The sequence below is a fragment of the Cupriavidus sp. H19C3 genome, from assembly GCF_049393815.1.
In the GTDB taxonomy this organism is placed as follows: domain Bacteria; phylum Pseudomonadota; class Gammaproteobacteria; order Burkholderiales; family Burkholderiaceae; genus Cupriavidus.
Map to the genome: position 1 here is coordinate 1,469,099 of NZ_CP184986.1, position 20,810 is coordinate 1,489,908.

At 67.4% G+C, this 20,810-nt stretch carries 19 protein-coding genes; 15 read left to right on the forward strand and 4 right to left on the reverse strand.

Translation table 11 applies throughout. The annotated features are described in order from the left end of the window. The first annotated feature begins 165 nt into the window (after positions 1-165). From DFLDMN_RS26130 to DFLDMN_RS26140, 3 genes are read left to right on the forward strand one after another with little or no spacing between them, the layout of a single operon-like run. The gene (locus DFLDMN_RS26130) at positions 166-459 is read left to right on the forward strand and encodes a helix-turn-helix domain-containing protein (RefSeq protein WP_423198651.1); all 294 of its coding nucleotides are present in this window, start codon (positions 166-168) and stop codon (positions 457-459) included. Further along, the gene (locus tag DFLDMN_RS26135; protein ID WP_423198652.1) at positions 456-1,763 is read left to right on the forward strand and encodes a type II toxin-antitoxin system HipA family toxin; all 1,308 of its coding nucleotides are present in this window, start codon (positions 456-458) and stop codon (positions 1,761-1,763) included. Before DFLDMN_RS26130 ends, DFLDMN_RS26135 begins: the two co-directional genes overlap by 4 nt. A gap of 45 nt (positions 1,764-1,808) precedes the next feature. Further along, entirely contained in the window at positions 1,809-1,946 is a 138-nt protein-coding gene (locus DFLDMN_RS26140; RefSeq protein WP_423198653.1) for a hypothetical protein, read from the forward strand. Positions 1,947-1,996: 50 nt separating this feature from the next. On the opposite strand, the gene DFLDMN_RS26145 is transcribed toward DFLDMN_RS26140, so the two are convergent. Continuing rightward, on the reverse strand, positions 1,997-2,716 hold the full coding sequence (locus DFLDMN_RS26145) for an SDR family NAD(P)-dependent oxidoreductase (RefSeq protein WP_423198654.1): 720 nt from the start codon (positions 2,714-2,716) through the stop codon (positions 1,997-1,999). Between the two features lie 395 nt (positions 2,717-3,111). On the opposite strand from DFLDMN_RS26145, the gene DFLDMN_RS26150 reads away from it, so the two are divergent. Then, a complete protein-coding gene (locus tag DFLDMN_RS26150; RefSeq protein WP_423198655.1) occupies positions 3,112-3,978 on the forward strand; it encodes an EamA family transporter in 867 nt (288 codons plus the stop codon). Between the two features lie 90 nt (positions 3,979-4,068). On the opposite strand, the gene DFLDMN_RS26155 is transcribed toward DFLDMN_RS26150, so the two are convergent. Continuing rightward, a complete protein-coding gene (locus tag DFLDMN_RS26155) occupies positions 4,069-4,647 on the reverse strand; it encodes a GNAT family N-acetyltransferase (protein WP_423198656.1) in 579 nt (192 codons plus the stop codon). Positions 4,648-4,736: 89 nt separating this feature from the next. Here DFLDMN_RS26155 and DFLDMN_RS26160 point away from each other — a divergent pair, with 89 nt between their 5' ends. The 9 genes from DFLDMN_RS26160 to DFLDMN_RS26200 all read left to right on the forward strand — a co-directional run bounded on the left by DFLDMN_RS26160 (position 4,737) and on the right by DFLDMN_RS26200 (position 16,884). Continuing rightward, entirely contained in the window at positions 4,737-5,213 is a 477-nt protein-coding gene (locus DFLDMN_RS26160; RefSeq protein WP_423198657.1) for a winged helix-turn-helix transcriptional regulator, read from the forward strand. Between the two features lie 429 nt (positions 5,214-5,642). Beyond that, complete coding sequence (locus DFLDMN_RS26165) at positions 5,643-6,950, forward strand: MFS transporter (RefSeq protein ID WP_423198658.1); 1,308 nt, start codon at positions 5,643-5,645, stop codon at positions 6,948-6,950. A gap of 101 nt (positions 6,951-7,051) precedes the next feature. Then, positions 7,052-9,613 (forward strand): nitrite reductase large subunit NirB, encoded by a 2,562-nt coding sequence (nirB, locus tag DFLDMN_RS26170; protein ID WP_423198659.1) that lies wholly within the window; start codon positions 7,052-7,054, stop codon positions 9,611-9,613. Positions 9,614-9,628: 15 nt separating this feature from the next. Then, a complete protein-coding gene (nirD, locus tag DFLDMN_RS26175) occupies positions 9,629-10,012 on the forward strand; it encodes a nitrite reductase small subunit NirD (RefSeq protein ID WP_423198660.1) in 384 nt (127 codons plus the stop codon). Then, positions 10,009-11,250: an NAD(P)/FAD-dependent oxidoreductase gene (locus tag DFLDMN_RS26180; protein WP_423198661.1), complete on the forward strand. Its 1,242-nt coding sequence runs from the start codon at positions 10,009-10,011 to the stop codon at positions 11,248-11,250. Before nirD ends, DFLDMN_RS26180 begins: the two co-directional genes overlap by 4 nt. A gap of 48 nt (positions 11,251-11,298) precedes the next feature. Further along, on the forward strand, positions 11,299-14,037 hold the full coding sequence (locus DFLDMN_RS26185) for a molybdopterin-dependent oxidoreductase (protein ID WP_423198662.1): 2,739 nt from the start codon (positions 11,299-11,301) through the stop codon (positions 14,035-14,037). A 174-nt stretch (positions 14,038-14,211) separates the two neighbouring features. After that, the gene (locus tag DFLDMN_RS26190) at positions 14,212-14,838 is read left to right on the forward strand and encodes a helix-turn-helix transcriptional regulator (RefSeq protein ID WP_423198663.1); all 627 of its coding nucleotides are present in this window, start codon (positions 14,212-14,214) and stop codon (positions 14,836-14,838) included. Beyond that, positions 14,828-15,799: an ornithine cyclodeaminase family protein gene (locus tag DFLDMN_RS26195; protein WP_423198664.1), complete on the forward strand. Its 972-nt coding sequence runs from the start codon at positions 14,828-14,830 to the stop codon at positions 15,797-15,799. Before DFLDMN_RS26190 ends, DFLDMN_RS26195 begins: the two co-directional genes overlap by 11 nt. Positions 15,800-15,915: 116 nt before the next feature. Then, complete coding sequence (locus DFLDMN_RS26200; RefSeq protein WP_423198665.1) at positions 15,916-16,884, forward strand: threo-3-hydroxy-L-aspartate ammonia-lyase; 969 nt, start codon at positions 15,916-15,918, stop codon at positions 16,882-16,884. 129 nt (positions 16,885-17,013) lie between these two features. On the opposite strand, the gene mdtD is transcribed toward DFLDMN_RS26200, so the two are convergent. Then, positions 17,014-18,441, reverse strand: coding sequence for a multidrug transporter subunit MdtD (mdtD, locus tag DFLDMN_RS26205; RefSeq protein WP_423198666.1), 1,428 nt, complete (start codon positions 18,439-18,441; stop codon positions 17,014-17,016). A 331-nt stretch (positions 18,442-18,772) separates the two neighbouring features. On the opposite strand from mdtD, the gene DFLDMN_RS26210 reads away from it, so the two are divergent. Further along, positions 18,773-19,141 carry a hypothetical protein gene (locus DFLDMN_RS26210; RefSeq protein ID WP_423198667.1) on the forward strand — a complete coding sequence of 123 codons (369 nt, stop codon included), beginning with the start codon at positions 18,773-18,775 and terminating at the stop codon, positions 19,139-19,141. 111 nt (positions 19,142-19,252) lie between these two features. Here the strand turns inward: DFLDMN_RS26210 and dapA are convergent, their stop codons facing one another. Beyond that, on the reverse strand, positions 19,253-20,173 hold the full coding sequence (gene dapA / locus DFLDMN_RS26215) for a 4-hydroxy-tetrahydrodipicolinate synthase (protein ID WP_423198668.1): 921 nt from the start codon (positions 20,171-20,173) through the stop codon (positions 19,253-19,255). Between the two features lie 425 nt (positions 20,174-20,598). Here dapA and DFLDMN_RS26220 point away from each other — a divergent pair, with 425 nt between their 5' ends. Continuing rightward, positions 20,599-20,781 carry a YjfB family protein gene (locus DFLDMN_RS26220; protein WP_423198669.1) on the forward strand — a complete coding sequence of 61 codons (183 nt, stop codon included), beginning with the start codon at positions 20,599-20,601 and terminating at the stop codon, positions 20,779-20,781. Positions 20,782-20,810: the final 29 nt, after the last annotated feature.

The following is a 20,810-nucleotide window of genomic DNA, read 5'->3' on the forward strand; positions in this document are numbered from 1 at the left end:
CGGGTTCGGCCGGCGTTCGGCAGGGGTTCGGCGGGGGTCGCCAGGCCCCGCCTGCGCCTCGCAATGATGGAATAACATATTTTTCCCATGAAATTATGTTATTCCATCACATCCGCTACTACGATGCAGTATGCTATGACATAACTCTTAGCCGTTTCTTATGTCATGACATCATTTCTTGCGCAGTTACGCGGTCTGCGTGATCGCCGCGCCATATCCCTTACCACCCTCGCCCAGTTGGTCGGCATGGCGCCGCCGAATCTTTCGACTGCATTGAGCGGCCGCACCGACGTGCGGGCCTCGACGCTGGACGCCCTTGCCTCGGCGCTCGACGCCGAATGGGTGCTCGTGCCGCGCAATCAGGTGCCGGCGGTACGGCGCCTGCTGGAAGGCAAGGAAAGCGGTCCCGACCGGGAGGCGCCCACCTCCGTCGACCTGCTGCTGGGGAGCGACTCATGAGTGACGGACTGCGCCCGCGCTACCTGGAAGTCTGGCTCCATCATGTCCTGTGCGGCTATCTCTGCGAGGTGGAACGGACCTGCCGCTTCGTGCCGACCGAGACCTTTCGCGGCGACGCGGGCCGGCCCACGCTGAGCCTGTCACTGACCATTCCGGGCAACGAGGCGCTCACCGCGGCAATTCTGTCCAACCCGTTTCATCGCGCGCTCTACAACATCAACGGGCAACTGCCGCCTTATTTCGCCGGGTTGCTGCCGGAAGGCGAGCTGCGCCGCCGGCTGGAGGCCACGCGGCATCGTGCCGAGGATCGTGACGACTTCGGGGTGCTGGCCGCCGCCGGCGAGGACCTGCCCGGCGCACTGGTCGTACGTCCCGCCCACATCGATACCCTGCCCGGTCATGTGCGCACGGTGGGCGTCACCGGGGGTGGCGACAACCTCGAGATTGCCGTGGTCGAGGGTGCCACCGAAGGCGCGGCCTCGGTATCGGGCGTGCAGAACAAGCTCGCGCTGTCCACCGCCCACGCGGGCAAGCGTTACACCATGCCGACGCACGGCAAGCTGTCGGACCTGATCGCCAAGCTGCCGGCGCGCAACGACGACGAGCAGATCTTCAACGAGTACGTGTCGATGCAACTGGCGCAGGCGGCCGGCGTGGCGGTGGCGCCGTGTCGCCCGTTGCCGCTCACGGCGCTCGACGTGCCGGGCCTGGCCGAGGCATTGGGGCCGGATCTGCATTGCCTCGGCGTGGACCGCTTCGACCGCGAGCCGGGCGGGCGCGTGCATGCGGAAGACGCGTGCCAGGTGCTCACGCGCATGCCGGCCCACAAGTATGCGGGTGAGGACGCCTATGTCGCGCTGGTGCGGCTGCTGGACCGGCTTGGCGTGCGTGGCATCGAGGACGTCCGCCAGTTCTTCATGCGGCAGGCCGTCAACACCCTCATCGGCAATAGCGACGCGCACCTCAAGAACTTCTCGTTCCTCTATCGGAACGGCAGCATGCCGGAATTGTCGCCGGCCTACGACATCGTCTGTGTCGCCGGCCTGCCGGGCTTTGCCGCGTTCGGCCAGAACGTCGCCATCGACCGCCTGCAGCGCGCGCAAACGCTGCAGACTTATCGCGATTTCGCGCGCGCGGCTAGAATCGCCGAGCGCATCGTGCTGGCGGCGGTAAAGGATACGGTGGGGCTCGCACAAGAACGCTGGCCCGCGCTGCTCGACGAATTGCCGGCGCCGCCGCGCATGCGCGACGTCGTTCGCGAGCGGCTGGACCAGTTGCCACTGGCACGGCTGGCCCGCAGATAGCAGCGCATTGTCGCGCCAGGCGGCAGGCGGCAGGCGGCGCGCGCCATGCCCGCGTGTAAAACCGCTGCCCTTGTCGCGCGGCGCTCAAAGGCTGCCTGCCGCACCAAGGGCAAGCCGGTGGCGGTGGAAGACATGCATGACACCGTCGTCGAATATGCGGTGGCCTCGGAAATGGCGCGATGATCGGTATCGATACCAGCGCGCTGGTGCGATGCTTCACGCTGGACGTCCACTCAACTCAAGCCATCGAGCACCACATGCTGACCATGCATCGCCGCCGCGCCCTCCGAGGCGAGGAACGCGACGACGCGTGCGGCTTGCCCGGTGGAGACCCAGTGGGCAGGATCGGCCGAGGGCATGCCTTGCCGATTGGCCGGTGTGTCGAGAATGCTCGGTGCAATGCTGTTGACGTTGATGCCGGCACCGCGGACTTCGTGCGAAAGACTTTCCACCAGACGCTGCAACGCGCTCTTCGAGGCGCAGTATGCGCCCATGGTCGCCGCTCCCGCCGCGGCCGCGCGGGCGGACACCGCGATGACCTTCCCGCTGCGCTGGAACATCATCGCCGGAATGAAATGCCCGGTCACCGCGACGAATGACCATGCGTTCAGCTCCATCATGCGCATCCACGACTCGCGACTGAGCGCGTGCGTGGGTTCTCCCATCTCGAAGCCCCCGGCCACGTGCACAAGCACATCGACCGAGCCGAACGCGTCCAGAATGGCCGCCGCCACCGGCGCCATGGCCGCATCGGACGTCACGTCGGCAGCATGCAGCAGGTGCCCGCCGTGGTCCGGTTCCGGATGGGCGAAGACGGTCTGCAGGTGCTGAAGGTCGCGGTCGATCAGGGCAAGGCGCGCGCCCTCCCCGGCAAAGCGGCCCGCCACGGCGCGGCCCAGCGCACCGGCGGCGCCGGTGATGACGACATGACGGACAGGGGTCTTGGCTTCCATGAGGGGCTCCAGGTATCGGCGTGCTTCGAGGCGCGGGGCCCGGTGCCGGGCATCCCGAGGGATCCTGCGCATGCCTCCAGACCGGCAACCCGCTCCATGCGGACGCCGGGCCAGGCTCCCTCCACGATAGGATTCGCGGCCGCGCGCCGCCAGCCCTTCCGCGCGTGACGGGCCAGACCGGCCGCCCTCGCCGCCCTCGCCGCACGCCATGGCAAGACCGGGCCAGGCCGGGCCAACGCCAACGCCAACGCCAACGCCAACGCCAACGCCAACGCCAACGCCGGCGTAAGCGTACCGCCCCACAACTGTGCAGCGAGCAACTCGGAAAGTGTCTATGGCATCCCGGCCGCCGCTCGGCGATGATGCCGCACCCACTGCCCCGAACAGGATCCGAATTGCCCCTTACCCGCGACAGCCAGAGCGCCACCCTCGTTGCCGTACTGGCCCTGATCGGCTCGATGGCGTCGCTATGCATCGGCACGTCGTTTGCCAAAAGCCTGTTCGCGGCGGTCGGCGCGCAGGGCACCACCGCCTTGCGGGTCGGCTTCTCCGCGCTGATCCTGATCTGCGTCTGGCGCCCATGGCGCTTCGCGCTGTCCGGCGCGCACGCGCGTGCCATCGCCCTCTATGGCACCGCACTCGGCGCCACCAACCTGCTGTTCTACATGTCGCTGCGCAGCATTCCGCTGGGGCTGGCAATTGCCATCGAGTTCACGGGTCCGCTGACCGTCGCCGTGCTGTCGTCGCGGCGGGCCATCGATTTTCTCTGGATTGCCTTTGCGGTGACGGGCCTGCTGTTGCTGCTGCCGCTGGGAGACGCCGCAACGCATCTCGACCCGGTCGGCATCGGCTTTGCGCTGGCCGCCGGCGTGGGCTGGGCGCTCTATATCGTATTTGGCCAGATGGCCGGCAGCGCCCACGGCGGGCAGGCCACCTCGCTGGGCCTGACCATGGCGGCGCTCGTGGTGTTTCCGTTCGGGATTGCCCATGCGGGCAGCGACCTGCTCAAGCCCTCGCTGCTGCTGGCGGGGCTGGCGGTGGGCCTGTTATCGAGCGCGATTCCATATTCGCTCGAGATGGTCGCGCTCAAGCGGCTGCCGCGCCGGACCTTCGGCATCCTGCTGAGCATGGAACCCGCGATGGGCGCGCTGGCCGGGCTGATGTTCCTGCACGAGCAACTGACGCTGGTGCAGTGGCTGGCCATCGGCAGCATTATCGTGGCGTCGATCGGCTGTACCGCGACGGCACGGGGCAAGCACTAGGGGGCGAACACCAGGCGGCCAGCACCAGCTAGCACCCCCCTGGCGAACATCCGCCAGTCCCCGGCGGACGCCCGGCGACAGGCGCCACGCTTACGCCTCGAACCAGTCGCGCGCCAGCCAGTCTTCGCGATGGCTGCTCGTCAGCCGCAGGCTGACCTCGTGCAGATAACTGTCCTCGGGGTGGCGCCGCGTGCCGAATCCGAGCCCACGCACGATCGCGAGCATGCGCCGGTTTTCGCTCAGCACATCGCCGCGCATGCCACGCAGGCCGGCCGCGCGCGCGCGTTGCTGCAGGTGCTGGATCAGCCGGCGGCCCAGACCGTGACCCTGCCATGCATCGGCCACCACCACCGCGAACTCGGCTTCATCGGCATCGTTGACCACATACATCGCGTTGGCCACCACCTCGTCGCCGGCCATGACCACCAGTGTGACATCGCGGCTGCGCCCGGCATCCGCCCGCGGCCCGACAAAGCTGCGGATCGCCTCGTCGGGTACGCGGCTGCCCGAGAGAAAGCGGAAATAGCGGCTTTCCCGCGTCAGCCCGTCGATAAACCGGCGCAACGCCGTTTCATCGGACTCGCGGGCCGCGCGCACCACCACCTGCCTGGCACCCCCCAGGCTCCATCGCTGTTCATCGCCTGCGCCGCCGATCATCCGCTGCCCCATGATGCCACCTGACTATTTAATTCGTAGCCAGAGTATAGAAGCTGTGCTGACTTTTGCAAATGTAGTCAGCGTGCTATGCTGAAAACACCATGCCAATCCCACCGCCAATCGCCCTCGACCAGTGCTCCATCGCCGCCGCGCTCTCGCTGCTGGGCGAAAAGTGGACCATGCTGATCCTGCGCGACGTGTTTTCAGGCGTGCGCCGCTTCGACGATTTTCTGGAACGGCTCCAATGCTCCCCGGCGGTGCTGTCGGCGCGGCTCAAGACGCTGACGGAAGCCGGCCTGCTACGCAAGGTCAGCTATAAGGAGCCGGGCGAGCGCGAACGCTTCGGTTATCAACCCACCCGCGCCGCGGTCGAGCTGCTGCCGGTACTGGTCGGCCTGATGCAATGGGGCGATGCCCACCTCGCCGCAGGCGGCCAGGGGCCCGCCGAAGTTCGCTCGCGCACGACCGGGCTCAAGGTCAAGGTAGCGCTGGTCGACGAAACCGGCGCACCGGTGTCGCCGGCCGATATGCAGTTGCTCCCCGCCCGCCAGGAAGAACCGGTGACGCTCTCGACCTGACATACCGGTCCGCCGGCCAGTCTCGCCCCTCTCGTTACCTTCGTCCCCTTCGTCCCCTTCGTCACCATCGTTCGCCTGGTCGCCGCCGACCGCTTCCCCCGCGCTAGCCGCCCACAGCATTGGCGCGCACCAATCGCCGACGCCCCAAAACATTGCACTGCACCATGAGCGTGCGAGGTCTCGACGCCCACGCGGCTTAACAGTGCACGGAGATGCCGCATAAGGCGGGTCAGCCACCAAAAAAGATAATTAATAATCACTCTTCGCGCTGGCACACCGCTTGCGATATAGCGAGCGGGCCGATCAACGGCGATCTGCCCACCCCACAATGCCCGCCGGCTATCCCATGTAGCTGGCGGTAGGACAACGGCGTCCCCAGACACTGATCATCGATCGGTGGCTCGGGACGCCTTTTGTTTTGGAGCCAAGATGAGCGGCAAAGCCACCCGGATCGATCTGCTGAGCCTGAAGACGCCGCAGATGCGTGCCTTCCACCTGACCTGGATGGCGTTCTTCGTCTCGTTCTTCGCATGGTTTGCATGCGCGCCGCTGATGCCGGTGCTCAAGGGCGAGTTCGGCCTGACGCCCGGCCAGATCGCCAATATCAACATCGCCGCGGTGGCGGTGACCATCCTCGTGCGCCTGGTGATCGGTCCGATGTGCGACCGCTTTGGCCCGCGCAAGACGTACACCGGCCTGCTCGCCATCGGTGCCCTGCCCGTCCTCGGCGTGGCGCTGGCGCAGAACTACGAGACCTTCCTGTTCTTCCGCCTGCTGATCGGCGCCGTGGGCGCGAGCTTCGTGATCACGCAGTACCACACCTCGGTGATGTTCGCGCCAAACGTGGTCGGCACCGCCAACGCGGCCTCGGCCGGCTGGGGCAATGCCGGCGGCGGCGTGGCACAGGGCGCGATGCCGCTGCTGCTGGGCGCGATTCTGATGCTCGGCGTGGACCATACGCTCGGCTGGCGCCTCGCGCTGGTGGTGCCGGGCGTGCTGATGCTGATCATGGCCGTCGTCTACTGGCGCTATACGCAGGACTGCCCCGAAGGCAATTTCTCGGACCTGCGCGCGCGCGGCATCGCGGTGTCGGGCGGCAAGGGCGGCGGCGGCTGGGCCAGCTTCCGCGCGGCCAGCGCCAACTATCGCGTCTGGATGCTGTTCATCACGTACGGCGCGTGCTTTGGCGTGGAACTGTTCATCCATAACGTGGCCGCCACCTATTACGTCGATCGCTTCGGCCTGTCGCTCAAGGCCGCCGGCCTGGCCGCGGCGAGCTTCGGTCTGCTGGCGCTGTTTGCCCGCGCCCTCGGTGGCTGGCTGTCCGACAAGGCCGCCCGTCGGCGCGGCCTCGATGCGCGCTCGATGCTGCTGTTCGTGCTGATCCTCGGCGAAGGCCTTGGCCTGCTGTGGTTCGCCCAGGCGTCGAGCGTCACGACCGCCGTGGTGGCCATGCTGCTGTTTGGCCTGTTCACTCATATGGCATGCGGCGCCACCTATGCGCTGGTGCCCTTTATCGACCGCAAGGCGCTGGGCGGGGTGGCCGGCATCATCGGCGCCGGCGGCAATGTCGGCGCGGTGGCCGCAGGCTTCCTGATGAAGGGCCTGGGCGACCTGCACCAGACGCTGACCTGGCTCGGCATCGTCGCCACGCTGGCCGCGCTGTGCGCCATTGCCGTGCGCTTCAGCGCCGAACACAAGGCGCGTGAACAGGCGCTCTACGAACTGGCGAACTGAGGGCTCATGCGAGCGCCCCCTCGGGCGCCACCGCGCGCCACGGACAAGCCCCCACGCACCAACCGATTTACCGCATACCAGAAGACTCCAGGACTGCCATCATGAAAATCATCATCGTCGGGCACGGCATGGTCGGCCACAAGTTCCTCGAATGCCTCGCCGACGCCGGTGCGCGCGAACTCGAGGTCACGGTGCTCTGCGAGGAACCGCGCCCCGCCTACGACCGCGTGCACCTGTCCGAATTCTTCGCCGGCAAGTCCGCCGATGATCTGTCGCTGGTGCCGCCCGGCTTTTTCGCGCAGCACGACAACATGGTGCTGCGCCTCAACGCCAGGGCCACCGCCATCGACACCGCCGCAAGGACGGTGACCACCTCCACCGGCGAAACGCTGGCCTACGACAAACTGGTCCTCGCTACCGGCTCGTATCCGTTCGTGCCGCCGGTGCCGGGCAAGGACCGCAAGGACTGCTTCGTCTATCGCACCATCGAAGACCTCGAAGCAATGCAGGCCTGCGGCGCACACGCCAAAACCGGCGTGGTGATCGGCGGCGGCCTGCTCGGCCTCGAATGCGCCAAGGCCCTGCGCGACATGGATCTGGAAACGCATGTGGTGGAATTCGCGCCGCGCCTGATGGCGGTGCAGGTGGACGATGGCGGCGGCCGCATGCTGCGCCAGAAGATCGAGTCGCTCGGCGTGACCGTGCACACCGGCAAGAATACGGTGGAGATCGTCGATGGCGAGGCCGGCACGCACCGCATGAACTTCGCGGACGGCACGCATCTGGACACCGACATGATCGTGTTCTCCGCCGGCATTCGTCCGCGCGACGAGCTGGCGCGTGCCAGCGGCATCGCCACCGGCGAACGTGGCGGCATCGTGGTGGACAACAACTGCCTGACCTCGGACCCCCACATCTACGCGATTGGCGAGTGTGCGCTGTGGCAGGGCAAGATCTTCGGCCTGGTGGCGCCCGGCTACGACATGGCGCGCGTGGCCGCCCGCCACCTGCGTGGCGAGACCGCCGAGTTCGCCGGCGCCGACATGAGCACCAAGCTCAAGCTGATGGGCGTGGACGTGGCCAGCATCGGCGACCCCCACGGCAACGTGCCGGGCAGTCGCGCGTACCAGTTCACCGACGAACGCCGTCAGATCTACAAGAAGCTCGTGGTGTCCGACTGCGGCCGCTACCTGCTTGGCGGCGTGCTGATCGGCGATGCCGCGGAGTACGGCACGCTGCTGCAGATGATGCTCAACCGCATCGAACTGCCGGAGTCGCCCGAATTCCTCATCCTGCCCGCCTCCGACGGCCAGGCCAGGCCCGCGCTGGGCGCCGACGCGCTGCCGGACACCGCGCAGATCTGCTCGTGCAACAACGTGAGCAAGGGCGAGATCTGCGCCGCGGTGGGCGATGGCGCCACCAGTATCGGTGCGCTCAAGTCGTGCACCAAGGCCGGCACCGCATGCGGCGGCTGCGTGCCGCTGGTCACGCAGATCATGAAGGCGGAGATGAAGAAGCAGGGCATGGCGGTGAACAACCACCTGTGCGAGCACTTCCGCTACTCCCGCCAGGAGCTCTACCACCTCGTGCGCGTGGGCCGCTTCCAGTCCTTCGAGACGCTGCTGGACGCGCATGGCAACGGCATGGGCTGCGATATCTGCAAGCCCACCGTGGCCAACATCCTGGCCTCGTGCTGGAACGACTTCGTGCTCAAGGAAGAGCATGCGAGCCTGCAGGACTCCAACGACTACTTCCTCGGCAACATCCAGAAGGATGGCACCTACTCGGTGGTGCCGCGCATGCCCGGCGGCGAAGTCACGCCCGACGGTCTGATCGCCGTCGGCCAGGTGGCCAAGAAGTACGGCCTCTATACCAAGATCACCGGCGGCGCGCGCGTCGACATGTTCGGTGCGCGCCTCGAACAGTTGCCGCTGATCTGGGAAGAACTGATCGCCGCGGGCTTCGAGTCGGGCCACGCCTACGGCAAGTCGCTGCGCACCGTGAAGTCGTGCGTCGGCTCGACCTGGTGCCGCTACGGCGTGGACGATTCGGTCGGCCTCGCCATCGCGCTGGAGAACCGCTACAAGGGCCTGCGCGCGCCGCACAAGATCAAGTTCGGCGTCTCGGGCTGCACGCGCGAATGCGCCGAAGCCCAGGGCAAGGACGTCGGCGTGATCGCCACCGAACGCGGCTGGAACCTCTATGTCTGCGGCAACGGCGGCATGAAGCCGCGCCATGCGGAACTGCTGGCCGGCGACCTCGACCGCGACACGCTGCTGCGCTATATCGACCGCTTCCTGATGTTCTACATCCGCACCGCCGACCGCCTGCAGCGCACCAGCGTATGGCGCGACAACCTCGAAGGCGGCCTCGACTATCTCAAGTCGGTGGTGGTGGACGACAAGCTCGGCATCGGTGCCGACCTCGAAGCCGAGATGCAACACGTGGTGGACACCTACGAAGACGAATGGAAACGTGCCGTCACCGATCCGGAAACGCGCAAGCGCTTCCGCCATTTCGTCAACAGCGACCTGCGCGACGACACCGTGGTCTTCATGGAGGAGCGCGGCCAGGTACGCCCGGCCACGCCGGAGGAACGGAACTTGCAGCGAGCCCGCCTTAGCCACATTCCCGTGGTGGCCGTGCCCGCAAAGGCAGCCTGACGAAAGGAGAACGTGATGAGCCATACGCACCACAACGACACCTGGACCGCCGTTTGCACCTTGCGCGATATCGTGCCCAATACTGGTGTCTGCGCGCTGGTCGATCAGAAGCAGGTGGCGGTGTTCCGCATCGGCCGTGGCGAGGAAGTCTATGCCATCGCCAACTTCGACCCCAACTCGCAGGCGTCCGTGCTGTCGCGCGGCCTGGTCGGCAACCTCGGCGACCGCCTCGTGGTGGCATCGCCGATCTACAAGCATCATTTCGACCTGCGCACGGGCGAGTGCCTCGAGGCGCCGGAGCATTCGGTCGATGCCTATCCCGCGCGCGTCTACGACGGCAAGGTATGGGTCGCGGCCAGCGTGATCGCACGCGAACCGGCAGAGGAGCTCGCGGCATGACGCAGACGCCAGCTTCGCACAAGCCCCGCCTCGTCGTGATCGGCAACGGCATGGCCGGCATGCGCACGGTCGAGGAACTGCTGAAGCTGGCGCCCGACCTGTATGACATCACCGTGTTCGGCGCCGAGCCACACGGCAACTACAACCGCATCCTGCTGTCGCCGGTGCTCGCGGGCGAGAAGACCGTCGACGACATCATGCTCAATCCGCGCGAGTGGTACGCGCAGCATCGCATCGAGCTGTTTGCCGGCGATCCGGTGGTGGCGATCGACCGCCCGCGCCGCATCGTCCGCGCGCAGTCGGGACGCGAAATTCGCTATGACCGGGTGCTGCTCGCCACCGGCTCCAAGCCGTTCATCCTGCCGGTGCCCGGCCATACGCTGGACGGCGTGATCGCCTTCCGCGATATCCAGGATGTCGAGACCATGCTGGCGGCCGCGCGCGATCATCGTCATGCCGTGGTCATCGGCGGTGGCCTGCTCGGCCTGGAGGCCGCCAACGGCCTGCTGCGCCAGGGCATGGATGTCACCGTGGTACACCTGGCCGACAGCCTGATGGAGCGCCAGCTCGACAAGCCTGCCGCCGCGCTGCTGAAGGTGGCGCTCGAACGCAAGGGCCTGCGCTTCCTGCTCGGCGCGCAGACCGACGCGATTCTCGGCGACACCCGCGTGACCGGCGTGCGTTTCCGCGACGGCAGCGAGATCCCCGCCGACCTGGTGGTGATGACCGCGGGCGTGCGACCCAATATCGAACTCGCAGCCAGTGCCGGTCTGCATTGCGAACGCGCGGTCGTGGTCGACGATACGCTGCAGACCTTCGATCCGCGCATCTATGCGGTGGGCGAATGCGTGCAGCATCGCCAGGCCACTTTCGGCCTGGTCGCGCCGATCTGGGACCAGGCGCGCGTCTGCGCCGCCCATCTGGCCGGCGCGGGTCATCGGCGCTATGTGCAGCAGGCCACCGCCACCAAGCTCAAGGTCACCGGCGTCGACCTGTACTCCGCCGGCGACTTTATCGGCGGCGAAGGCAGCGAAGACCTCGTGCTGCGCGATCCGCGCCGCGGCGTCTACAAGCGCCTCGTGCTGCAGGACGGGCGCCTGGTCGGTGCCGTGCTGTATGGCGACGTGCAGGACGGGCCGTGGTATTTCGAACTGATCCAGCAGGGCGCCCCGGTGCAGGGCCTGCGCCAGCGGCTGCTGTTCGGCAAGGCGCAGTGCGAGGCATTGCAGGCTGCCTGACCGTCGTTGGCATGGCATTCGTAGTACGGATGTACTGAGAGAGCAAGCGTGAATCTGTCCGACATTGCAGTGGTATCCGCCACCGCCACCACGACCACTTCGACCACCTGCCCCTATTGCGGCGTCGGCTGCGGCGTGCGCGCGACCGTGCGCGCCGACGGCCAGGTGGAAGTCCAGGGCGATGCCGACCACGCCTCGAACCACGGCCGCCTGTGCGTCAAGGGTTCCGCGCTGGGCGATACGCTCGGGCTGGAAGGCCGCCTGCTCCATCCGCAGATGCGCGATGCCGACGGCACGCTACGGCAGGTCTCGTGGGATACCGCGCTCGACGCGGTGGCGCGAGGGTTCTCCGAGGTCATCGCCCGGCACGGCCCCGACGCGGTGGCACTCTATGTGTCGGGCCAGATCCTGACCGAGGACTACTACGTCGCCAACAAGCTGATGAAGGGGTTTATCGGCTCGGCGAACATCGATACCAACTCGCGCCTGTGCATGTCGTCCGCCGTGGCCGGCCACAAGCGCGCGTTCGGCGAAGACCTGGTGCCATGCAGCTACGAAGACCTGGAGGCGGCCGACCTCGTGGTGCTGGTCGGGTCCAACGCCGCCTGGTGCCACCCGATCCTGTTCCAGCGCCTGTCGCGCGCGCGCGAGGCGCGCCCGGACATGAAGATCGTCGTGATCGATCCGCGCCGCACCGCCACCTGCGAAATGGCCGACCTGCACCTGCCGTTGCGCGCGGGCAGCGACGTCGTGCTGTTCAACGGTCTGCTCAGTCATCTGCGGCGCCATGGCCATACCGACCAGGCGTTTGTCGCCGCCCATACCGCGGGCCTTGACGATGCGCTGCGCGCGGCGGAAGCCGATGGCGCCGATCTCGCCACCGTGGCACGCGCGTGCAAACTCGATCCGCACGACCTGCAGACGTTCTATGATCTCTTCGCGCGTACCGGGAAAGTCGTCACGGCGTTTTCGATGGGCGTGAACCAGTCGTCCGCCGGTACCGACAAGGTCAACAGCATCATCAACTGCCATTTGCTGACCGGACGCATCGGCAAACCCGCGATGGGACCGTTCTCGCTGACCGGCCAGCCCAATGCGATGGGCGGGCGCGAAGTTGGCGGCCTGGCCAATATGCTGGCCGCGCATATGGAACTGGCCAACCCGCTCCATCGCGAGATCGTGCAGGATTTCTGGCAAGCGCCGGCCATGGCCGACCAGCCGGGCCTCAAGGCGGTGGACCTGTTCGAGGCGATCGAGGCCGGCCGCGTCAAGGCGGTGTGGGTGATGGCCACTAACCCGCTGGTGAGCCTGCCCAATGCGGATCAGGCGCGCCGCGCGCTCGCCCGGTGCGAACTCGTGGTGGCGTCCGACATCGTCACGCACACCGACACCAACGGCGGCGCGCATATCCTGCTGCCCGCGCTCGGCTGGGGCGAGAAGGACGGCACGGTGACCAGTTCCGAACGGCGCATCTCGCGTCAGCGCGCCTTCCTGCCCGCACCGGGCGAAGCGCGCGCCGACTGGGACATCGTCTGCGATGTGGCACGCCGCATGGGCTTTGCCGGCTTCGACTACAGCGGCCCGCACGAGATCTTCGACGAGCACGCGCGGCTCTCGGCGTGGCGCAATGGCGACGATACGCCCGGCCATGCATGGCGCGCGTTCGATATCGGCGGGCTGAGCGGACTCGACCGGCGCGATTACGATGCGCTCGCGCCCGTGCAATGGCCGCTGGCCAGGCGCACCGACGCGGGCACTTCGCGCCTGTTTCTCGATGGCCGCTACGCTCACCCCGATGGCCGTGCGCGCTTCGTGGCCACCGCGGCCCGCGCGCCCGCGCATGCGACCGACGATGACTATCCGCTGGTGCTCAACACCGGGCGCGTGCGCGACCAGTGGCACACGATGACGCGCACCGGCCGCTCCGCTCGGCTCGGCGAACATATGCCCGAGCCGATCGTCGACATGCATCCGCAGGATGCGCTGCTGTGCGGCGTGAGCGAAGGCAAGCTGGCGCGCATCAGCAGCCGCTGGGGCGCGATGGTCGCGCGCGTGCGGCACGGCGGCGGCATTGCGCGCGGCACCGTGTTCGTGCCCATCCACTGGAACGACCAGTTCAGCTCCGACGCGCGCGTGGGCGCGCTGGTCAATCCGGTGGTCGACCCCGTCAGCGGAGAACCCGAGTTCAAGCACACGCCGGTCCATGTGGAGGAATTCCGCGTGTCCTGGCACGGCTTTGCGCTGACGCGCGCCACGCTCGATGCCGACCGCCTGACCTGGTGGACGCGCGTGCAGGGGCGGCAATTCCAGCGCTACGAATTCGCGGGCCGGGAAGCGATTGCCGATCGTTCGGCCTGGGCGCGCGAGCTGCTCGGCGCCGTCGATGCCGACGCCGACTGGATCGAATACGAGGATCGCACCGCCGGCATCTACCATGCCGGCTACGTGGTGGACGACCGCCTGCAGGGTTGCGTGTTCGTCTCGGCCCGGCCGGAACTGCCTTCGCGCGCCTGGCTGTCGCAGCTGTTCGGCCAGGCGCGGCTCGAAGACGCCGACCGCATCGGACTGCTGCTCGGTCAGCCGATGGAGAAAATCGCGGACGCCGGCCCGACGGTGTGCTCCTGCTTTGGCGTAGGCCGCCATACCATCTGCGACGCGGTTCGCGAGCACGACCTGAAGACGCCCGCCGAGATCACGGCTTGCGTGAAGGCCGGCGGCAACTGCGGTTCGTGCGTGCCGGAGCTCAAGAAGCTGCTGGCGGAGATCCGGGTGGAAGACGCGGCATAGCGATGACGCGGCGGGGGGCGCCGGCTGGCGCCCCCTTCCGCACTGCCCGCGCTCCTGCCCCGTGCAACCCCCAGGCGCACCATGCGCCTTGTTTTTTGCCGGCTTCTTGACAAAACGTCTATGTTTATACAAACTGTATAAACAGGCCGTGCCCCTTCCCGTGCCATCCCACTCATGCCCACCCGTACGCCCGAACAACGCGCCATGCTCGAACAGCTCCGGCAGATCGCCGCTGGCCTCGCGCAAACTTTTGCGCCGTTCTGCGAAGTCGTGGTGCACGACCTGCTGGAGCCGGACCAGGCCATCCTGGCGATTCACAACAGCCTGTCCGGCCGCCGCGTGGGCGACCCCGCCACCGAACTCGGCATGGCCCGCATTGCCGACCCGGACTTTGCCCAGGTGCTGGCCAACTATGCGAACCAGTTTGCCGACGGGCGGCAGGCCAAGAGCACGTCGATCGGTATCAAGGATTCCACCGGCCGCTATATCGCCGCGTTGTGCCTGAACCTCGACCTGACGCTGTTCCGCGGCTTGCAGAGCGCGATGACGCAGTTCATGCAGGTGGATGCCGAGGGCCCCAGGGAGACGCTCGATCCGGCCGGGGCCGATGCCATTCGCGCCCGCATCGATGCCTATGCGGCGCGCCTGGCCACCACGCCACGCGCGCTCAAGACCGACGAACGCCGCGCGCTGCTCACCGAATTGAAGGCCGCCGGCCTGCTTGAAGTGCGGCGCGCCATGGAAACCATTGCCGCGCACCTCGGGGTGTCGCGCGCCACCGTCTACAGCTATGCCCGCTGACGCCACCCTGCTGCTGCTCGACAAGCATGCGGTCGAGCCCCTGCTGCAACCCGACGATGTACTTGCCGCCGTCGGCGCAGCCTTTACGCTCCATAGCCAGCGCGAAGGCCGCGTGTTTCCGGTCATCCGCCAGGCACTGCCGGGCGGGGGCATCTTCGGCATCAAGGCCGGCGACGTGCCCGCGCAGGGGCTGCTCGGCTTCAAGGCTGCCGGCTTCTGGCCGGCCAACCGCGAACGCGGCGGCGAGCCGCACCAGGCCACCGTCATGCTGATCGACCCGGCCACCGGCCGTCCGGTCTGCCTGATCGACGGCAACGCGATCACCACGGCGCGCACCGGTGCCGCCGGCGGTATCGGCCTGCGTCAGCTGGCGCGCCCCGACAGCACCACGCTGTGCGTGTTCGGTACCGGCGTGCAGGCCCGCGTGCAGGTGACATTTGCGCTGCGCATGCTGCCGCGGCTGCGCACCATTCGCTATGTCAGCGCCCATGACACGCCCGATGCGGGCTTTGTCGCGCAGTTCGCCGCGCGCTGCGAGGTCGTGCATGCGACCGACCGCAACGCCGCGGTGGCCGACAGCGATGTCGTCATCACCGCCACGCCGGGCTCCGGGCCGCTGTTCGACGCCGCCGCGGTCCGGCCTGGCACGCATATCAATGCGGTCGGCGCCGATACCCGCGGCAAGCGCGAATTGCCGGACGGTCTGCTGCCGCGCGCGACCGTGGTGGTGGACGACCGCGAACAGTCCACCACCATCGGCGAACTGCAGTGGGCTGCAAGCCTGCCGTGCATCGAGATCGGCGACCTGCTGACCGGCAACGCAAGCTTCACGCGCGACGCCGACGACATCACGGTGTTCGACATGACCGGCCTTGCGCTTCAGGACCTGACCGTCGGGCGTATGATTCACCAGCGTGCCATCGCGGGCGGTGCCGGCACCGCGCTCGCCTGGCCCTGGTAGCGGCCGTCAGCACCCGGACCATCGGACCACCGGGTCGTGGCCTCCAGCCAGACATGACATCCATAACAGCCATGACCGCCATGACTGCCTCGCAGTCACAACCTCCCGCAAGCACCATGACCGACCTTTCCTTGCCCACCTATGCCGATGTCGAGGCCGCCGCGCGGCGTCTTGAAGGCCATGCCCACAAGACGCCTGTCATTACCTCGCGCACCGTGAACGACATGCTCGGCGCCGAAGTGTTCTTCAAGTGCGAAAACCTCCAGCGCATGGGCGCGTTCAAGTTCCGCGGCGCGTTCAACGCGCTGTCCAGGTTCACGCCCGAGCAACGCCGCGGCGGCGTGGTGGCGTTCTCCTCGGGCAATCACGCGCAGGCGGTGGCACTGTCGGCACGGCTGCTCGGCATGCCGGCCACGATCATCATGCCGCAGGATGCCCCGGCCGCGAAGGTTGCCGCCACCAAGGGCTATGGCGGCAACGTGGTGATGTACGACCGCTACAAGGAAGACCGCGAAGCCATCGGCCGCAAGCTTGCCGAAGAACACGGCATGACGCTGATTCCGCCCTACGACCACCCCGATGTGCTGACCGGCCAGGGCACGGCCGCCAAGGAACTGTTCGAGGAAGTCGGCACGCTCGACGCGCTGTTCACGCCGCTGGGCGGCGGTGGGCTGCTGTCCGGCACGGCGCTCGCCACGCGCGCCCTGGCACCGCAGTGCAAGCTGTACGGTGTGGAGCCGGAAGCGGGCAACGACGGGCAGCGCTCGTTCCGCAGCGGCGCGATCGTCGATATCCCCACGCCCAAGACCATCGCCGACGGTGCGCAGACCCAGCATCTGGGCCAGTACACGTTTGGCATCATCCGCCGCGACGTGACCGATATCGTCACGGCCACGGACGCGCAACTGATCGATGCCATGCGCTTCTTCGCCTCGCGCATGAAGCTGATCGTCGAGCCCACCGGCGCGCTGGGTTTTGCCGCCGCGCAGGCGATGAAGACGGAACTGCAGGGCAAGCGCGTCGGCATCGTGATCAGCGGCGGCAACGTCGACATCGAGCGTTTCTGCGAACTGATGGCGGCTTGAGAGAGCGCTGAGAGGGCGCGAGAGGGCCCGCTCGAGTCTTGCGGGCAGGCCGACGTCGCCGCGTTGGCCGGCCCTGCGGCCGGACTTGCGGCCAGTCTTCCGCCCGAGGTTGCGGCGCCGCCGGCCAGCTCAAAGTTCGCCGGCGTGCCTGACCTCCTCGCGCGTGGCCTGCGCCGCGTGCGGCGCAAGCTGAAGGAAGATCCACGCCGAGGCCGCCGTGATCAGGCCCACGCACAGGAATGTGGCATGGAATGCCGGCAGCACCGCCATGCCCGAATGGCCGCCAATGCCCTGCTGGAAGGTCGTCAGCAAGGCGCCGGCCGATGTCACCGCCAGGCTCATCGAGAGCATCTGCACCATCGACAGCATGCTGTTGCCGCTGCTCGCGGTGGCGCCGCCGAGGTCCTTCAGCGTGACGGTATTCATGGCCGTGAACTGGATCGAGTTCACCATGCCGAAGATCGCGAGCTGCACGATGGTCAGCGCCAGCGGCCGCGTCGGCGAGATAAACGCGAACGACGCCATCACCAGCCCCACCACCACGGTATTGGTCACCAGCACGCGCCGATAACCGTGCCGCTCGATCAGATGGGTGGCCAGCCGCTTGGCGGCCATGCCGGCCGCGGTGACCGGCAGCATCATCAGTCCGGCGTCGAACGGCGAAAAACCCAGGCTCACCTGCAGCGTGAGCGGAATCAGGAACGGCATGGCGCCATTGCCGATGCGCGCAAACAGATTGCCGAGCAACCCCACGCTGAAGGCGTGGATGCGGAACAGCCGCAGCGGAAACAGTGGCTGCGCGCGCCGCCCCGCGTGCAGCACGTACACGGTCAGCGCGCCGAGGCTGGCCAGCAGCAGCATCAGTACCACGGCCGGCTGAAAGCCGAGTTCGGCCAGGCCATCGAGCGCGAACGACAGCGCCACCATCGCCGTCGCCAGCAGGATATAGCCGCCGATATCGAAGGGACCGATGCCGGGCAGGCGTGCATTGGGCATATAGCGGATGGTGGCGATCGCACCGACCAGGCCCACCGGTACGTTGATCAGGAAGATCCAGTGCCACGAGAAGGTCTGCGTCAGCCAGCCGCCGAGCGTCGGCCCGATCAGCGGCCCGATCATGCCCGGAATGGCCACGAAGCTGAGCGCCTGCAGGTACTGCTCGCGCGGGAACGTGCGCAGCACCGACAGCCGTCCGACGGGTAACAGCATCGCCCCGCCCACCCCTTGCACCACGCGTGCGATCACGAGGACGCTCAGCGACTGTGCCGCCGCGCATAGCAGGGAGCCGATCACGAACAATGCAATCGCGGTCTGGAAGATCGTGCGGGTGCCAAAGCGGTCGGCCAGCCAGCCCGATGCCGGGATGACCACGGCCATGGTCAGCGAGTAGGCGATGATGACCGACTGCATGCGCAGCGGGCTTTCGCCAAGACTGGATGCCATCGCGGGCAGCGCCGTGTTGACGATGGTCGAGTCGAGCGTCTGCATGAAGAAGCCGACGGCTACCACCCACAGCATGATGCGCAGGTTGCGGTCTTCCGGCATGGACGAAGGCATTCTTGGCTCCAGGGCGACCGGCGCCCCACGCACGGTCAAAGCCAGCACCTTAGGACCGCACCGCGGTGCTGGCAAGTCGGCTTTCGGCTGACGGACGCCCCGGATCAGGCAGTGCGGGCGCCACGGGGCCGCCTCGCGGTATTTGGTACAGAGCTTGCTTTATCACAAATTACTGCCCAGTGCCGCACCTGTTGGTCGTCCCGCAAGGGAATTTCTGCGTTTCCCTGAAGCCGCTGGATGTTTGCGCGGCCGGGCGCTACGCTAGCAGTCGGACCCGTGCGCGCGCAACGGCGCGGGATGGCTTATCCCTTTGTCCTACGAGGAGACCCTCATGAAGCTTGCTATCGCCCTGGCCGGTCTGGCCACCGTGGCCGCGCTGTCCACCGGTATCGCCCACGCGGCCGGCCCCGCCAATCCGGCCGACCGCTACGACTACAACATGCGGACCACCAACAAGGATGGCTATGTGCCGGATCCCAACCGCATCAGCAACAAGGACGGCTACCAGCAGGATGCGGAACGCGTGACCAACAAGGACGGCTATATCCCCGATACCGCCAAGGCCGGCGACAAGTTCGACCCGTACAGCCAGGGCGCCCGGCAGAACACCGCCAGCGCGCTGGTAGACGACAAGGCCGCCAAGCCGGCCAAGAAGTCCAAGTCGCACAAGAAGTCGGCCACGCCGGCAGCCAAGCAGTAATACGCAGGGTCCGGCGACGGCCGCCAGCGCGCCGTCGCCCGGATTGCAGGCGGGTTCCGGCCCCGTTCTCTATGCCGGTGACGATCGGCTGGCAGCTCCGGCGGCCACCTTTCATGGATGGAGTGCCGGGTCCACCGCCACCGCCGCGAGTCTTTCCGCCAGCGCCGCCGACGCCGGCAGCAGCGGCGCTCTCACCTCCGCCGACATCCAGCCGTTTGCCGCCAGGCACGCCTTCAATGGCGCGGGGTTGGGCTCCGCGTAAAGCTCACCGATCAGCGGCACCAGCGCATGGAAGATCGCCCGGGCCTCGTCCAGCCGCTGCGCGCGTACCGCCTCATGCAGCCTGGCGAACCGGCGCGGCGCCACGTTGGCGGAAGCCACGATCGCGCCGGCGCCACCCATGCACAGCGTGGCCAGCACGTTGAGGTCGTCCCCCGCCAGCACGGCCAGGCGTCCGTCCGCGATCAGCGCCAGGGTCTTGGCCACAGAGCCGCCGCAGTCCTTCACCGCCACGATATTGGGATGCGCGGCCAGCGCGAGCAGCGTCTCGACGTTCAGTGTCACGCCGGTGCGATAAGGTATGTCATAGAGCACGAGCGGCACGGCGCTGGCATCGGCCAGCCGCTGGAAATGCGTCAGCAGCGCGTCCTGCGACGGACGGATATAGGGCGGCGCGGCCACCAGCAGCCCGGCCAGACCATGCGCGGCGGCCGCCTGCCCCGCCGTCCTCAGCCGGGACAACCCGGTCGCGCGCTGCACCAGCGCGGGCACGTGCATGCCGCCGAGCCCGGCAATCACCGGCAGCGGACCGGCCGCGTCGAGCACGGTGTCGAGCACCGCGTCGTATTCCGCGCCATCGAGCGCATAGGCTTCGCCGGTGGTGCCAAGCGGCACGAAGCCGGCGACGCCGGTGCCGACGTAGTACTCGACCATCCGGCGCAAGGCCCGGTGATCGACGGCACCGTGCGCGAACGGCGTGACAAGGGGCAACCAGATGCCCTGGAAGACGGGCGGACAAGAAGGCGTAGCCATGCAAGAACTCCTGAGTCGACCGTACGAAGGCCGTTCAGACGGGCACGGAGGCGGAGCAGGAGGTGACCGGAGGCGCGGGTAAAACGAAGGGTAAAACGAGGGGAAAAACGAAGACCCGCAGCATCCTCGGCAAGCGCCGGGAGATCCCGACCGTCAAGCCGCTGTTCCGTCGCCCATCTGACGGAACAGCGCGCTCCGGTCAGATGAGCGACTGTTTTTTGGCTTTGGCGACGCGACACGCCGCAACGCTGCCGGCCATCGGGGCGATGGCGGCGCGTCGGCTGAATCCGGAACGGCGGGTGGCGAGGTCCATGGGCGTCGATTGTAGTGCAACTCAAGAATCGCCGCCGGCTGCCGTTACCGTACGGTGCAGGGCACCACATCCGTGCGCTGCCCTGCCTTGTTCAACCGACCGGACGATATACATGGATACATCCGTTGTCAGTGCCGCCAGCAACGCCGGGACCAATCCCGTGCCGCTGCTGATGCTGCGCAAGACGCTCGACATGCAGGCGCAAGGCGTCATGGCATTGCTGCAAGGCATGCCGCAGGTCAGCGTCCCGAGCAATCCACCACACCTGGGTCAGAACATCGACATCAAGGTCTGACGCATCGGCGACGCGACGCCCCCAACGCG

Coding starts and splice junctions, on each gene's coding strand:
- nirD (WP_423198660.1), top strand. CDS start 9,629: ATGAGCCATACGCACCACAACGACACCTGGACCGCCGTTTGCACCTTG.
- DFLDMN_RS26155 (WP_423198656.1), bottom strand. CDS start 4,647: ATGGGGCAGCGGATGATCGGCGGCGCAGGCGATGAACAGCGATGGAGC.
- dapA (WP_423198668.1), bottom strand. CDS start 20,173: ATGGCTACGCCTTCTTGTCCGCCCGTCTTCCAGGGCATCTGGTTGCCC.
- DFLDMN_RS26135 (WP_423198652.1), top strand. CDS start 456: ATGAGTGACGGACTGCGCCCGCGCTACCTGGAAGTCTGGCTCCATCAT.
- DFLDMN_RS26160 (WP_423198657.1), top strand. CDS start 4,737: ATGCCAATCCCACCGCCAATCGCCCTCGACCAGTGCTCCATCGCCGCC.
- DFLDMN_RS26145 (WP_423198654.1), bottom strand. CDS start 2,716: ATGGAAGCCAAGACCCCTGTCCGTCATGTCGTCATCACCGGCGCCGCC.
- DFLDMN_RS26200 (WP_423198665.1), top strand. CDS start 15,916: ATGACCGACCTTTCCTTGCCCACCTATGCCGATGTCGAGGCCGCCGCG.
- DFLDMN_RS26220 (WP_423198669.1), top strand. CDS start 20,599: ATGGATACATCCGTTGTCAGTGCCGCCAGCAACGCCGGGACCAATCCC.
- DFLDMN_RS26140 (WP_423198653.1), top strand. CDS start 1,809: ATGCCCGCGTGTAAAACCGCTGCCCTTGTCGCGCGGCGCTCAAAGGCT.
- DFLDMN_RS26190 (WP_423198663.1), top strand. CDS start 14,212: ATGCCCACCCGTACGCCCGAACAACGCGCCATGCTCGAACAGCTCCGG.
- mdtD (WP_423198666.1), bottom strand. CDS start 18,441: ATGCCTTCGTCCATGCCGGAAGACCGCAACCTGCGCATCATGCTGTGG.
- nirB (WP_423198659.1), top strand. CDS start 7,052: ATGAAAATCATCATCGTCGGGCACGGCATGGTCGGCCACAAGTTCCTC.
- DFLDMN_RS26195 (WP_423198664.1), top strand. CDS start 14,828: ATGCCCGCTGACGCCACCCTGCTGCTGCTCGACAAGCATGCGGTCGAG.
- DFLDMN_RS26210 (WP_423198667.1), top strand. CDS start 18,773: ATGAAGCTTGCTATCGCCCTGGCCGGTCTGGCCACCGTGGCCGCGCTG.
- DFLDMN_RS26180 (WP_423198661.1), top strand. CDS start 10,009: ATGACGCAGACGCCAGCTTCGCACAAGCCCCGCCTCGTCGTGATCGGC.
- DFLDMN_RS26165 (WP_423198658.1), top strand. CDS start 5,643: ATGAGCGGCAAAGCCACCCGGATCGATCTGCTGAGCCTGAAGACGCCG.
- DFLDMN_RS26130 (WP_423198651.1), top strand. CDS start 166: ATGACATCATTTCTTGCGCAGTTACGCGGTCTGCGTGATCGCCGCGCC.